Source organism: Micromonospora sp. NPDC048905 (genome assembly GCF_040649655.1).
In the GTDB taxonomy this organism is placed as follows: domain Bacteria; phylum Actinomycetota; class Actinomycetes; order Mycobacteriales; family Micromonosporaceae; genus Micromonospora.
Window position 1 is genome coordinate 176980 of the sequence record NZ_JBEZFV010000007.1, and the last position, 13945, is coordinate 190924.

Annotated in this window: 13 protein-coding genes; 1 reads left to right on the forward strand and 12 read right to left on the reverse strand. The window is 69.4% G+C overall.

Annotated features, from left to right (window positions below):
- Nucleotides 1-65: 65 nt before the first annotated feature.
- The 11 genes from AB0C01_RS20070 to glyA all read right to left on the reverse strand — a co-directional run bounded on the left by AB0C01_RS20070 (nucleotide 66) and on the right by glyA (nucleotide 10232).
- Nucleotides 66-1211, reverse strand: coding sequence for an LCP family protein (locus AB0C01_RS20070; RefSeq protein ID WP_357247138.1), 1146 nt, complete (start codon nucleotides 1209-1211; stop codon nucleotides 66-68).
- 225 nt (nucleotides 1212-1436) lie between these two features.
- Complete coding sequence (gene atpD / locus AB0C01_RS20075) at nucleotides 1437-2873, reverse strand: F0F1 ATP synthase subunit beta (protein ID WP_357246357.1); 1437 nt, start codon at nucleotides 2871-2873, stop codon at nucleotides 1437-1439.
- Entirely contained in the window at nucleotides 2873-3802 is a 930-nt protein-coding gene (locus tag AB0C01_RS20080) for a F0F1 ATP synthase subunit gamma (RefSeq protein WP_357246359.1), read from the reverse strand. Before AB0C01_RS20080 ends, atpD begins: the two co-directional genes overlap by 1 nt.
- Before the next feature lie 4 nt (nucleotides 3803-3806).
- Nucleotides 3807-5459 (reverse strand): F0F1 ATP synthase subunit alpha, encoded by a 1653-nt coding sequence (gene atpA / locus AB0C01_RS20085; protein WP_357246362.1) that lies wholly within the window; start codon nucleotides 5457-5459, stop codon nucleotides 3807-3809.
- 143 nt (nucleotides 5460-5602) lie between these two features.
- A complete protein-coding gene (locus AB0C01_RS20090) occupies nucleotides 5603-6424 on the reverse strand; it encodes a F0F1 ATP synthase subunit delta (protein WP_357571794.1) in 822 nt (273 codons plus the stop codon).
- Complete coding sequence (locus AB0C01_RS20095; protein WP_357246368.1) at nucleotides 6424-6963, reverse strand: F0F1 ATP synthase subunit B; 540 nt, start codon at nucleotides 6961-6963, stop codon at nucleotides 6424-6426. Before AB0C01_RS20095 ends, AB0C01_RS20090 begins: the two co-directional genes overlap by 1 nt.
- Nucleotides 6964-6989: 26 nt before the next feature.
- Entirely contained in the window at nucleotides 6990-7232 is a 243-nt protein-coding gene (locus AB0C01_RS20100) for an ATP synthase F0 subunit C (RefSeq protein ID WP_357246371.1), read from the reverse strand.
- 63 nt (nucleotides 7233-7295) lie between these two features.
- The gene (gene atpB / locus AB0C01_RS20105; RefSeq protein ID WP_357571795.1) at nucleotides 7296-8093 is read right to left on the reverse strand and encodes a F0F1 ATP synthase subunit A; all 798 of its coding nucleotides are present in this window, start codon (nucleotides 8091-8093) and stop codon (nucleotides 7296-7298) included.
- Nucleotides 8094-8104: 11 nt separating this feature from the next.
- A complete protein-coding gene (locus tag AB0C01_RS20110) occupies nucleotides 8105-8341 on the reverse strand; it encodes a hypothetical protein (RefSeq protein ID WP_357246376.1) in 237 nt (78 codons plus the stop codon).
- Nucleotides 8342-8524: 183 nt separating this feature from the next.
- A complete protein-coding gene (locus AB0C01_RS20115; RefSeq protein WP_357246379.1) occupies nucleotides 8525-8950 on the reverse strand; it encodes a hypothetical protein in 426 nt (141 codons plus the stop codon).
- Entirely contained in the window at nucleotides 8943-10232 is a 1290-nt protein-coding gene (gene glyA, locus AB0C01_RS20120) for a serine hydroxymethyltransferase (RefSeq protein ID WP_357246382.1), read from the reverse strand. The genes AB0C01_RS20115 and glyA overlap by 8 nt, the downstream gene beginning before the upstream one ends.
- Before the next feature lie 35 nt (nucleotides 10233-10267).
- On the opposite strand from glyA, the gene AB0C01_RS20125 reads away from it, so the two are divergent.
- On the forward strand, nucleotides 10268-11728 hold the full coding sequence (locus tag AB0C01_RS20125; protein ID WP_357571796.1) for an SDR family oxidoreductase: 1461 nt from the start codon (nucleotides 10268-10270) through the stop codon (nucleotides 11726-11728).
- A gap of 12 nt (nucleotides 11729-11740) precedes the next feature.
- Here AB0C01_RS20125 and AB0C01_RS20130 read toward each other — a convergent pair whose 3' ends face one another.
- A complete protein-coding gene (locus tag AB0C01_RS20130; protein WP_357246388.1) occupies nucleotides 11741-13855 on the reverse strand; it encodes a transglycosylase domain-containing protein in 2115 nt (704 codons plus the stop codon).
- Nucleotides 13856-13945 lie beyond the last annotated feature (90 nt).

Here is a 13945-nt window from a genome sequence, read left to right on the forward strand (position 1 = left end):
GATTGCCGAAAGTCTAGCCTGACGCGCACGCGCTCCCAACGCGGGTGGGAGAACCCGCGCCGCGACTACTTGGTCTTGTTCACGAAGTCCGGATGCTCCAGCAGGAAGGCATCGAGCTGCTCGTTGTGCAGGGCGGTGAAGAAGTCCGGGACATCCGCCTGGAACTGCTCACCGAGGTAGACGCCCCTGCTGTTCTTGAGCTCGCCACCGGCGAGCTTGATCATCTGGATGGTGTTCGGGCGGATGTCCTTCAGGGCGAGCCCGAAGTCGACGACGCTGCTGCCCCGACCGTTGAAGATCAGCGACTGGCCGGCGGCGCGGAGCACCTTGTCCAACTTGAGGGGGTTGGCCACCACGTCGGCGCTGAACGCCTGGCCCACCATGGCCTTGACGAACTGCTGCTGGTGGCGCTGCCGGCCGTAGTCGGAGTCCGGAACACCGTTCTTCGGGTAGCGCTGCCGGACGTAGTCCAGCGCCTGCCACCCGCTGAGGTGTTGGTTGCCCTTCTTGTAGACCGCCTGCGGGCCGACGTAACCCTCGCCGTACGTCTTGCCCGGCCGCGGCTTGCCGTCCGGCTGCTTGTGCTCGGACTTGACGTCGCGCTCGATGTACATGTCGACGCCGCCCATCGCGTCGACGATCTTCTGGAAGCCGGTGAAGTTGATGATGGCGCCAGCGTCGAACCGCTTGATGCCCGTCACGTTCTGCACGGTGGTGGCCAGCAGCTCGAAGCCACGCGCCGCGTCGGGGTTGGCCCCCGGCACCTTGCTGCCGAACGACATCGCAGCGTTGATCTTCGTGGTCTCGCCGGGGAAGTCGGCCTTCTTGAACTCCGGGATCGGCACGTAGAGGTCGCGCGGCAGGGAGAAGAGGTAGGCCCGGTCCATCGACGCCGGCACGTGCAACACCATGATCGAGTCGGCCAGCGGCGCGGCTGTCGGCGTACGCGGGTCGATGCCGACGAGCAGGATGTTGAGTGGGCCCTTGATGTCGCTCTTCTTCGCCTGGGCGCCCGCCGCCTGGTCACCGAACAGGTCCGCCTTGCCGACCGCACCCTCGTAGCGGGCCATCAGGGCCTCCGTGCCGACCAGCACCGCGCCGCTGAGCACGACCAGCACGGTGCCGAACACCGTGCAGATCCTGGCCCAGCGCGGCACGCCGCGCCAGACGGATGACTTGCGGCCACGCTTACCGGCCTTACCCACGAGCAGCTCCGTTCGTTACGCCCACACGAAGGAAGACGGGCGCACGTCGTCGAAAGGTTGCGAAGATCAACGCTCGTCAGGGGTGAGCGCGCGAATTAGAACGTATCTCGGGTTCTTGGGAACGGACGACCCCGAGTAACGGACCGCGACGATGGTAGGACGCGAAGATGAACAAAAGACTGCCCCGGCATGGCCGGGGCAGTCTTTTGGTCGCGGGACGAATCGGGCTTGTCAGGCCTTCATCAGCTCCTCAGCCTTGCGCTCCAGGTCCTCAAGACCGCCGCACATGAAGAACGCCTGCTCGGGGAAGTGATCGTACTCACCCTCGCTGATCTTGCGGAACGCCTCGATGGTCTCCTTGATCGGGACCGTCGAGCCCGGTACGCCGGTGAACTGCTCCGCCGCGTAGGTGTTCTGCGAGAGGAAGCGCTCGATCCGCCGGGCCCGAGCCACGGTGATCTTGTCTTCCTCGGAGAGCTCCTCGATACCGAGGATGGCGATGATGTCCTGCAGGTCGCGGTAACGCTGCAGGATCCGCTTCACCTCGGTGGCCACCTGGAAGTGCTCGGCGCCGACGAACTCCGGGGCGAGGATCCGGGACGAGGACGCCAGCGGGTCCACGGCCGGGTAGATGCCCTTGTCGGAGATCGACCGCTCCAGGTTGGTGGTCGCGTCCAGGTGGGCGAACGTGGTGGCCGGGGCGGGGTCGGTGTAGTCGTCCGCCGGCACGTAGATCGCCTGCATGGAGGTGATGGCCTGGCCCCGGACGGAGGTGATCCGCTCCTGGAGCTCGCCCATCTCGTCGGCCAGGGTCGGCTGGTAACCCACGGCGCTCGGCATACGGCCGAGCAGGGTGGACACCTCCGAACCGGCCTGCGTGAAGCGGAAGATGTTGTCGATGAAGAGCAGCACCTCCTGCTTCTTCACGTCCCGGAAGTACTCCGCCATGGTCAGCGCGGAGAGGGCCACCCGCAGCCGGGTGCCCGGCGGCTCGTCCATCTGGCCGTAGACCAGCGCGGTCTTGTCGATGACGCCGGACTCGGTCATCTCGGCGATGAGGTCGTTGCCCTCACGGGTGCGCTCACCCACGCCGGCGAACACCGAGGTACCACCGAAGTTACGGGCCACCCGGGTGATCATCTCCTGGATGAGCACCGTCTTGCCCACGCCCGCGCCACCGAACAGGCCGATCTTGCCGCCCTTGACGTACGGGGCGAGCAGGTCGATGACCTTGATGCCGGTCTCCAGCATCTCGGTCTTCGGCTCCAGGTCCGCGAAGGCCGGGGCCTTGCGGTGGATGCCCCACCGGTCGTCGGCCTCGAACGTCTCGCCCTCTTTGAGGTTGAGCACCTCGCCGATCGCGTTGAACACCTTGCCCTTGACCGCGTCGCCCACCGGTACGGTGATCGGCTCGCCGCGGTCGCGCACCTCGGCGCCACGAACCAGGCCGTCGGTCGGCTGCATCGAGATGGCACGGACCAGGTTGTCACCCAGGTGCTGGGCGACCTCCAGGGTCAGCGTCTTCTCACCGCCGGACAGGTTCACGGTGACGTTGAGGGCGTTGAACAGGGCCGGCATGGCGTCGCGCGGGAACTCGGCGTCGACGACCGGGCCGATGACCCGGACCACGCGACCCGTGGCCGTCTTGGTCTCTACTGGTGCAGTCATCACACTTCACTTCCCGACGCGGCCAGCGCGTTGGCGCCGCCGACGATCTCGCTGATCTCCTGGGTGATCCCGGCCTGGCGAGCCGAGTTCATCTCGCGCGTGTACTTCTCGATCATCTCTTCGGCGTTGTCGGTGGCGCTCTTCATCGCCCGCCGCCGTGCCGCCGACTCACTCGCCGCCGACTCGATCAACGCCGCGTAGATCCGCGTGTTGATGTACCTCGGCAGGAGCGCGTCGAGCAGCGCCTCCGCCTCCGGCTCGAACTCGTACGCCGGCAGCAGCCCCTCGGAGCGCGGCCGGTCCTCCACCTGCATCGGACCGATCACCTTGGTGACCGGGTTCTGCGTCATCAGCGAGTGGAACTCGGTGTAGACGATGTGCAACTCGTCGACGCCGAGCACGCCGTCCGCTCCGGCCCCGCCGTCGGCGTCGTCCGCACCGGCGGTGAACGCCTTGATCAGCGTCTCACCGACGGTACGGGCGTCCTCGAACGACGGCTGCTCACTGAAGCCGGTCCAGTTCGCCTCGATCGGCCGGTTGCGGAACCGGTAGAACCCGACGCCCTTACGTCCGATGACGTAGAGCACCGGCTCCTTGCCGTCCGCCTTGAGCCGCGCGATCAGCGACTCCGCCATCCTGATCGCGTTGGAGCTGTAACCGCCGGCCAGGCCACGGTCGCTGGTGACCAACAGGACGCCCGCCCGCCGCACCCGCTCGCGCGGGGTGAGCAGCGGGTGGTCGATCCGCGCGTTGGACGCCAGCGCCGTGAGCACGCCGGTGATGGCCTGGGCGTACGGCAGGGACGCCTGCACCCTGGCCTGAGCCTTGGCGATCCGGCTCGTCGCCACGAGCTCCATCGCCTTGGTGATCTTCTTCATCGACTTCGCCGAGCGGATCCGTTGACGAAGAACGCGTACCTGGGCCGCCACGGGATCAGCTCTCGGCCGGGCGGTCGGTCGCGCTGTCGCGGAAGCGGGTCACCGTCTCGCGGTTCTCGTCACCCTCGAGCGGAGCGGCCGGCGCGTCGTTGACCTTGCGCTCGTCGTCCTTGTTGAGGAAGACCTGCTTGAACTCGGCGATCGCCGCGTCCAGCGAACCGACGATGTCGTCGCCCCACTGGTTGTCGGCGATGCCGGCCAGCACACCCTCGTGCTTGTGCCGCAGGTACTGGAGGAACTCCGCCTCGAAACGCCGGACGTCGCTCACCGGGATGTCGTCCAGCTTGCCCTCGACACCGGCCCAGACCGAGACGACCTCCTGCTCGACCGGGAACGGCGAGTAGTTCGGCTGCTTGAGCAGCTCGACGAGGCGTACACCGCGGTCGAGCTGGGCGCGCGAGGCCCGGTCCAGGTCGGAGGCGAAGGCGGCGAACGCCTCCAGCTCGCGGTACTGGGCGAGGTTGAGCCGCAGCGAACCGGCGACCTTCCGCATCGGCTTCACCTGGGCGGCGCCGCCGACCCGGGAGACCGAGGTGCCGACGTTGATCGCCGGGCGGACGCCCTGGTTGAACAGGTCCGTCTCCAGGAAGATCTGGCCGTCGGTGATCGAGATGACGTTGGTCGGGATGAAGGCCGAGATGTCGTTGGCCTTCGTCTCGATGATCGGCAGACCGGTCATCGAGCCGCCACCCAGCTCGTCGGAGAGCTTCGCGCAGCGCTCCAGCAGGCGGGAGTGCAGATAGAAGACGTCACCCGGGTACGCCTCACGGCCCGGCGGGCGACGCAGCAGCAGCGACACGGCCCGGTACGCCTCGGCCTGCTTGCTCAGGTCGTCGAAGACGATCAGGACGTGCTTGCCGCCGTACATCCAGTGCTGCCCGATGGACGAGCCGGTGTACGGGGCCAGGTACTTGAAGCCGGCCGGGTCGGACGCCGGGGAGGCCACGATGGTCGTGTACTCCATCGCGCCGGCCTCTTCCAGCTGGCCCTTGATCGAGGCGATCGTGGAGGCCTTCTGGCCGATGGCGACGTAGATGCAGCGGACCTGCTTCTTCGGGTCGCCGGTGCGCCAGTTGTCCCGCTGGTTGAGGATCGCGTCCAGGGCGACGGTGGTCTTACCGGTCTTGCGGTCACCGATGATCAGCTGCCGCTGGCCCCGACCGATCGGGGTCATCGCGTCGATGGCCTTGATGCCGGTCTGCAGCGGCTCGAACACCGACTGGCGGGACATCACGTTCGGAGCCTGCAGCTCCAGCTCGCGGAAGCCCTCGTTGGCGATGTCACCGAGCCCGTCGATCGGCTTGCCGAGGGCGTCGACCACGCGGCCGAGGAAGGCGTCGCCAACCGGAACGGAGAGAACCCGCTCGGTGCGCTTGACGCGCTGCCCCTCCTCCAGCTTGGCGGAGTCACCGAGAACGACGACACCGATCTCCCGGACGTCGAGGTTCAACGCCACGCCGAGCGTGCCGTCCTCGAACTCCAGGAGTTCGTTGGTCATGGTCGAGGGCAGGCCCTCGACGTGGGCGATGCCGTCGCCGGTGTCGGCGACGGTGCCGACCTCCTCGCGGGAGACGTCGGACGAGTAGGAAGAGACGTAGCGCTCCAGGGCGCCGCGGATCTCCTCCGTCGAGATGGTCAGCTCGGCCATCCTCTGCTTCCTTAAAATTCAGGGGCCCGGGATACCTAGTACCGACCGGTCCGAATGGCGTCTGTCATTCCGGGCGCTGCGGCGGCGGAGCCGCCCCGACGCTGAGCGGCGGAGGCCACTCAGCCGCTGGGCGGCTGAGCCGTTCAGCGCTTCGCGAGCGCGTTGCGGGTCTCGTTGAGGCGGCGCAGGATGGTGCCGTCGTACAGGTCGGAACCGACCCGCACGCTCACGCCACCCAGGACGTGCGGGTCGACCGTCTGCTTGACGGAGACCTCCCGACCGTATATCGCGGTGAGGCTCGCACCCAGCCGGCGTTCGTCGTCGTCACTCAACGGAGCCGCGACGGTCACGTACGCCACCTGCCGGTCGCGTCGCTCGGCGGCGAGTTCCACCAGCCGGGTCAGCGCGCCGGTGAAGGAGCGCCCCCCGAACCCGCCGAGCGCCACCTCGACGAGGCGGACGGTGACCGGGCGGGCCTTGTCGGCGAGCAGCTCCCGGGCCAGGGTGGCCCGCTGCTCGACCGGGGCGACCGGGTCGGCCAGCGTGTTGCTCAGCGCCGACTGACCGGCCACGACCTGGCCGAAGCGGAACAGCTCGTCCTCGACCTCGCCCAGCTCGCCGGCCTTGTCGGCGCTGGCGAGCAGCGCCTCCACGCCGAGGCGCTCGGTGCCGTCGAGCAACTCCGACGGTGCCGACCAGCGGCCGGAGACCAACGCCACGAGCAGGTCGAGCGCGTCGGCGCCGATCCGCCCGCCCAGCATGTCGCCGAGCAGGGCACCGCGGTCGTCACCGGAACGAGCCGGCTCGGACAGTGCCCGACGCAGCCGCGGCTCACGCCGCAGCAGGGTCGCCACGGAGAGGATGGCGTCGGCGGTGGAGGCCACCGCCGACGGCTCCGCGCCGCGGACGTACGCGTCGAGGCGCTCGGCCGCGACCTTGTACGACTCCCGGCTGGCGGCCTGCATCAGCGGGCCCCCGTGCTCTCGAGGCCGCTCAGGAACCGGTCGACGGTGCCCTTGCGTCGCGCCTCGTCGGCCAGCGACTCGCCAACGATCTTGCTGGCCAGGTCCACCGCGATCGTGCCGACCTCCGCGCGCAGCTCGCGCACGATGGTGGCCCGCTCGGCGGCGAGTGCGTCCTTGCCCGCCTGGATGACCCGGTCGGACTCTTCCCGCGCCTTGGCGAGGATGTCCTGTCGGATCCCCTCGGCGTCGGCCCGCGCGTCGTCACGGATCTTGGCGGCGTCGGTGCGGGCCTCAGCGAGCTGGGCGCGGTACTGCTCGAGCAGCTGGTTCGCCTCGGCCTGAGCGGCCTCGGCGCGCTTGATGCCGCCCTCGATCGCGTCGACCCGGGCCTGGAACGTCTGCTCCATACGGGGGAAGACGAACTTGATCAGTACGAAGCAGAGCACGGCGAAGGCGACAATCCCGACCACGATCTCCTCGGGAATGGGGATGATCGGGTTGTGGTCTGACTCACCACCCTCAGCGGCGAGGAAGTACATGGGTGACCTCCCGGTCGACGAGCGGATTAGAGCTCTCCCTGCCAGATGAAGCCGAAGGCGATGCCGAACAGCGCGAGCGCCTCGATGACGGCGAAGCCGATCCAGACGTACGGCAGGGTCATCCGCGACGACTCGGGCTGGCGGGCGGTCGACTGGATGTAGGCGGCGAAGACCAGACCAACGCCGATGCCCGGGCCGATGGCCGCGAGGCCGTAGCCGATGGCTGCGGTGCTGCCAACGACACCTTCTGCGGCGGCGACGTAATCCATTAGTGGTTCCTCCTGGTTATCACGCGTGTCTCTCACGCGGGACGACAACGGGTGGTGCGTGGATCAGTGCTCTTCGGCGAGCGCGCCCTGGATGTAGCTGGCGCTCAGCACCGTGAAGACGTAGGCCTGTAGGACGATGACCAGCGCTTCGAGAAGGGTCAGCGCCACGGTCATCACCCAGGACACCACCGAGATCGGTGCCAGCCAGGCGTTGGCGTTGATCATCGCGAAGCCGCCGAGCGTGAAGACCAGCAGGAGCATGTGGCCGGCGAACATGTTCGCGAAGAGACGAACGGCCAGCGAGAAAGGCCGGATGATGAAGGTCGAGAACGCCTCGATCGGGATCAGCAGCGGCAGGATGTACCACGGTGCCGGCGGGATCAGGGCGTGCTTGAAGTATTTGGCGAAGCCGTGGTGCCGGATGCCGATGTAGTTGAACAGCACGTAGCTGATCACCGCGAGGATCGCCGGGAAGGCGATGTGCGAGTTCGGCGAGATCTGGAAGAACGGGATGATCGCGAACGCGTTGGTCACCAGCACGAAGCAGAACAGCGTCGTGAAGTACGGAGCGAACCGCACGCCCTGGTGACCGATCATGTCGACCGAGATGTTGTTGCGCACGAAGCCGTAGATCGACTCGGCGAACCACTGCTTCTTGGTCGGCACCAGCTTCGGGTTCCGGTAGGTCGCCAGGAAGAAGATGATCAGAACGCCGACGGCGATCCAGACCATCAACGTGAACTTGGTGAACCAGTAGGAGTCGTGCGCACCCCAGGGCAGGATGCTGGGCAGGTAGAAGTCCTCCTTGCTAGGTGGGAATTCTGCCTGGCCCGCTGCCAGGACGTTCGCCTGTCCGAACACCGCGTCCCTTCCTAAGTAGGCGTGCCGAGTCGGCGGATGACCAGGATGACTCCCCCGGCCATGCCGAGCACGAAGCCGATCCCGGTGGCGACGCCACCGGTGTCGAGCCACTGGTCGACCAGCCAGCCGATGAAACCCCACACGAGCATGCCTCCGATGAGGTAACTCAGTGCGGTCCAGCCCTGACCGGCACCGGACGGATAGTCGTCCGGTTGCCCGGGGGGACGGGGGGTTTGGTCATCAGCCATGACGGGGCGAACGATATCAGCCGGGAAGACGAGGCTGTGCCTCACCCCCCGCACAACCATCGTTGTGTGGGCTTCTCGTGGGCGCCGTCGTCTGTGGGCACGCTACTCCCCTTCCGCCCGTCGGAAAATGACCGGAGGCCGACACATTGCGGCGCGTCCGCTGGTTGGGACGCGACCGCCAGGTCAGCCGTGCGGCCGACGAGCGTGCACCGTGGTCAGCCACCAGAGGTGCACCGCTGTCCACACTGCCACCCCGGCGACGATGCCAAGGCACAGAGGGATCAAACCGGCCCAACCGGTCGACGCCACCGCCACCAGCACCGCACCCAATAGGCTGAACTTCACCACGTAAAGGCCCAGGCCGAGCGGCAACAGCAACTGCGGGTTGACCTGGTCGGCCCGCGCCAACACCACTGTGGTGAGGGTGTAGCTGAGCACCGTGACACCCACGCCGGCCGCCGCGCCGAGCGCGGCCGTCCCACCGCCGGTCACCCCGCCCACCACCGCGGCGAGCACGGCCAGCGCCGCCGACGCGGCCAACAGGACGGGCAGGTGCCGCAGCCGCCACCGCCGGTCGCTGTCCGGCGCGACCACCCCGGGCTCAGCCACGGGGGTACGCCGGAAACGCCGCGACCAACTCGGCCACCTCGGCACCGATCCGGGTCAACTCGTCGGCCCCGCCCGGGGCGCCGGGATCGGTGCGCACCGCTCGGGCGATCAGGGTGGCCACCTGCCGCAGGTCACCCTCCCGCATGCCCTGGGTGGTGACGCTCGGGGTGCCCACCCGCAGACCGGAGGCCACCATCGGCGGCTGCGGGTCGTACGGGATGGCGTTCTTGTTCAGGGTGATCGACGCGGCGTCGCAGCGTCGCTCGGCCTCGGCGCCGGTCACCCCCACCTCGCGCAGGTCGATCAGGGCGAGGTGGGTGTCGGTGCCGCCGGACACCGGACGCATCCCCTCGTCGGCCAGCCCGGCCGCGAGCGCCTGGGCGTTGCTGACCACCTGCCGGGCGTACGTCTGGAACTCCGGCTGGGCGGCCTCGCGCAGCGCGACCGCCTTGGCCGCGACCGCGTGCATCAGCGGACCGCCCTGGGTGAACGGGAAGACCGCCTTGTCGATCCGCTGCGACAGCGACTCACGGCAGAGGATCAGGCCGCCGCGCGGGCCGCGCAGCACCTTGTGGGTGGTGGCGCAGACGACGTCCGCGTACGGCACCGGGGACGGGATCGCCCGACCGGCGACCAGGCCGATGAAGTGCGCGGCGTCCACCATCAGGTACGCGCCGACCTCGTCGGCGATCTCCCGGAACCGGGCGAAGTCGATCAGCCGGGGGTACGCGGTGGCACCACAGATGATCAGCTTGGGTCGGTGCGCACGGGCCAGGTCCCGTACCTCGTCGTAGTCGATCAGCTCGGTGTCCGGCCGGACCGGGTAGCCGACCGGGTGGAACCACTTGCCGGAGAAGTTCACCCGGCTGCCGTGGGTGAGGTGCCCACCGTGCGGCAGGTCCATCGCCAGCACGGTGTCCCCCGGCTGGACCAGCGCGGCGTACGCGGCCAGGTTGGCGCTCGCCCCGGAGTGTGGCTGAAGGTTGGCGTGCTCGGCCCCGAAGAGCTCCTTGGCCCGGGCGATGCCGATCTCCTCGGCCCGGTCCACCTCGGCGCAGCCCCCGTAGTAGCGCCGGCCCGGGTAGCCCTCGGCGTACTTGTTGGTGAGCGTCGAGCCGAGCGCGGCCAGCACCGCCGGCGAGGTCAGGTTTTCGCTGGCGATGAGCTGCAGGCCACCCCGCAGCCGGTCCAGCTCGCCGAGGACCACCCCGGCGATCTCCGGGTCGGTGGCCCTGAGCTGGGCGAAATCCGGTCCCCAGAAGGTGCTCGTCTCGGTCTCCACAGCGAACGAGTCTAGGGGGCCGCAGACTGGACCTCGTGAGATGCCTCGTCACCGGAGCGACCGGATACATCGGCGGGCGGCTGACGCCACTGCTGCTCACCGAGGGACACACCGTGCGGTGCCTGGCCCGCAAGGCGGTCCGACTGCGCGACGTGCCCTGGGCCTCGGCGGCCGAGATCGTCGAAGGGGACCTGAGCCGGCCGGACACGTTGCCCGCCGCCTTCGCCGACGTGGACGTCGCCTACTTCCTGGTGCACTCCCTCGGCCGGCCCGACTTCGAGGCCGTCGACCGGACGGCGGCGACGAACTTCGCGGCGGCGGCCCGGGCGGCCGGCGTACGCCGGATCGTCTATCTGGGCGGTCCGCTGCCGGAGACCGGTGCGGTCCCCTCGCCGCACCTGCGCTCCCGGGCCGAGGTGGGCCGGATCCTGCTGGCCAGCGGGGTGCCCACGGCGGTGCTCCGGGCCGCGGTGATCATCGGATCCGGCTCGGCGTCGTTCGAGATGCTGCGCTACCTGACCGAGCGACTGCCCGCCATGATCACCCCGCGTTGGGTGCGTAACCGGATCCAGCCGATCGCCGTCCGCGACGTGCTGAACTACCTGGTGGGCTCCAGCGCGCTACCGCCGGAGGTCAACCGGGGCTTCGACATCGGCGGACCGGACGTGCTCACGTTCCGCGAGATGATGCAGCGCTACGCGCGGGTGGCCGGGCTGCGCCGGCGGATCATCGTGCCGGTCCGGGCGCTCACCCCGGCGCTCTCCTCGCACTGGGTCGGCCTGATCACCCCGGTGCCGAATGCCATCGCCCGCCCGCTGGTGGAGAGCCTGATCCAGGAGGCGGTCGCGGACGAACACGACATCGCCCGCTACGTTCCCGACCCGCCGGGCGGGTTGACCGGCTTCGACGACGCGGTGGCGCTGGCGCTGGCCAAGGTGCGCGACGCCCAGGTGGAGACCCGCTGGTCGAACGCGAGCGGCCCGGACGCGCCCGCCGAGCCACTGCCCACCGACCCGGTGTGGTCCGGTGGCACCGCCTACACCGACGTCCGGGAGCGGACGGTGGACGCGCCACCAGCGGCGCTCTGGCGGGTGGTCGAGGGCGTCGGCGGCGAACACGGCTGGTACTCGTTCCCGCTCGCCTGGTCGGTGCGCGGCTGGTTGGACCGCCTGGTCGGCGGGGTCGGCCTCCGTCGGGGCCGACGCGACCCACACCGCCTCCAGGTCGGTGAGGCGTTGGACTTCTGGCGGGTCGAGGAGATCGTCCCGGGCGAGTTGCTGCGACTGCGCGCGGAGATGCGGCTGCCCGGCCGGGCCTGGCTGGAGATGCGGGTGCTCCCCACCGACGGCGGCCGCAGCCGCTACCAGCAACGTGCCGTCTTCCTGCCGCGCGGCCTGCCGGGGCACGCCTACTGGAAGTCGGTGGCCCCGTTCCACGCGGTGGTCTTCGGCGGCATGGCCCGCAACATCGCCCGCAACGCCGAACAGACCCCCTGATCCCCGCAGGTCTCAGTTGCCGGTGCGGGCTCCGGTGAGCTGGAAGGCGGTTCGTTCGCTCGGCGGGACGAAGTCGCGGACCGGTTGACCGCGCAGGGCGGTGGAGAGCACCTCGCCGACCGCGTCGACCATCCGGGCCTGCACGGCCTGACCGACCGCGTCCCGGGGATCGTCCGGGTTCGCCGCCATCGAGGCGACCGCGATCTGCGGGGTGAACGCGACGACCGTCTCCGTCTCGTAATGCTCTGAGCTGCCGGTCTTGCCCGCGACCGGCCGGCCGAGCCGCGCCCGCAGGCCGGCTGCGGTGGCACCGTCGCAGCGCCCGTACATCGACTGGTCGCCGACCGGGCAGCGAGCCGCGTCGGTGGCCGCCCGCGCAACGTCGACGTCGAGCACCTGCCGGCAGTCCGGCTTGGCGGCGTCGACCGGGCGGCCACCCGCGTCGGTGATCGACACCACCGGCAGCGGCGCGCACCAGGTCCCCTCGGCCGCCACCGTGGCGTACGCGGTGGCCAGGTCCAGCGGCGTGGTCGCGGCGACGCCCAGGGTGAACGCACCCCAGTCCTTCGCGTCGTAGCGGGCCAGTCGGGCGTCGGCGTCGGCCCGCAGCACGATGCCGAGTCGCTCGGCCATCTCCACCACCCGGTCGGCGCCGACCTTCTCGGTCAGCCAGGCGAAGTACGTGTTCACCGACCGACCGAACCCGGTCCACATGGTGCGGGGGCCATCCATCGAGGATGGGCTGGCGTTCGAAGGACACCAGCGGCCGGCACAGCTCGCCTCCCCGGTCGCCGGGAAGCGGGTGAGCAACTGGGTGGGCGCCACGAAGTCGGTCGACAGCGGCAGGCCCGCCTCCAGCGCGGCAAGCATCGTGAAGAGTTTGAACGTCGACCCGCCCTGGTACCCCTCGATCGCACCGCCGCCGCCGATCAACTGGTTGACCGTGTTCGGGCGGTTCTTCTGCCCGACGGGGTTGTCCCGCACGCTGTAGGTGCGGTTCACCGACATCGCCAGCACCCGTCCCGTGCCCGGTTGCACTACCGCGGTCGGCACCGCCTCGGCCGCCGACGGCTGATAGATCTTCAGCACCTGCTCGGTGGTGGCCCGCTGCACCCCCGGGTCCAGCGACGACACGATCGAGAACCCACCCCGGCGCAGCGCGCGTTGCCGCTCGTCGGCGGACGCGCCGAACGCGGACTGGCTGCTCCACCAGCGGGTGAACCAGTCGCAGAAGAAGCCCCAGTCGTTGTGCGCCTCGGGCACCCCGGTGCAGTCGTTGGGCGTCTCGCTCGGCCGTAGCTGCAAGGGCTCGGCCCGCGCCGCCGCCGCCGCGTCCGCCGGCACCTGCCCCGACTCCACCAGCCGCTCCAACACGTACGACCGCCGCGCCATCGCGCTGTCGGCGTCGCCGTTGATCGGATCGTCGCTGTCCGGCGACCGGACCAGGCCGGCCAGCAGCGCCGCCTGGGCCAGGGTCAACTCGGCCGGGGACCGGGAGAAGTAGCGCTTGCTGGCCGCCGCGACGCCGTACGCCCCGGCGCCGAAGTAGGCGATGTTGAGGTAGCGGGTGAGGATCTCCTCCTTGTCGAGCTCGCGTTCCAGCGCGAGCGCGTAACGCATCTCCTGGAGCTTGCGGGCGGTGCTGACCTCGGTGGCGGCCACCCGCTGCGCCTCGGTCAGCCGGGGATCGCTGCTGAGCACGTTGCGGACGTACTGCATGGTCAACGTGGAGGCGCCCTGCCGGGTCTGCCCGTCCCGCTTGTTGACGGTGAAGGCGCGCACCACGCCCCGCAGGTCCACTCCGCTGTGCTGGTAGAACCGGACGTCCTCGGCGGCCACGATCGCCTGGCGCATCACCGGGGCCACCTCACGCAGCGGCACGTCCACCCGGTCCTCCTGGTAAAAGGAGGTGATCAGGGTGGTGCCGTCGTTGGCGTAGAGGTTGGAGCGCTGGGCGGTGGGCGGCGTACGAAGTGTGTTCGGTAGCTCCGAGTACGGCGTGGACAGGGCGCTGAAGCCGATCCCGAACACCAGGGCCACCGGCAGGGCGGCTGCGGCCAGCACCAACCCGGCCAGCACTCCAGCGATCACCACGGTCAGCAGTTTGTCGAGATGGGCCCGGATCATCAGCTCTCCCCGCAGGAGCCGGTCACGCTAGGACCCGTTCAGAATGACCCGGAACGCCGCTTTCGCCCCGGGTTTTCCCCAAACCCGGAG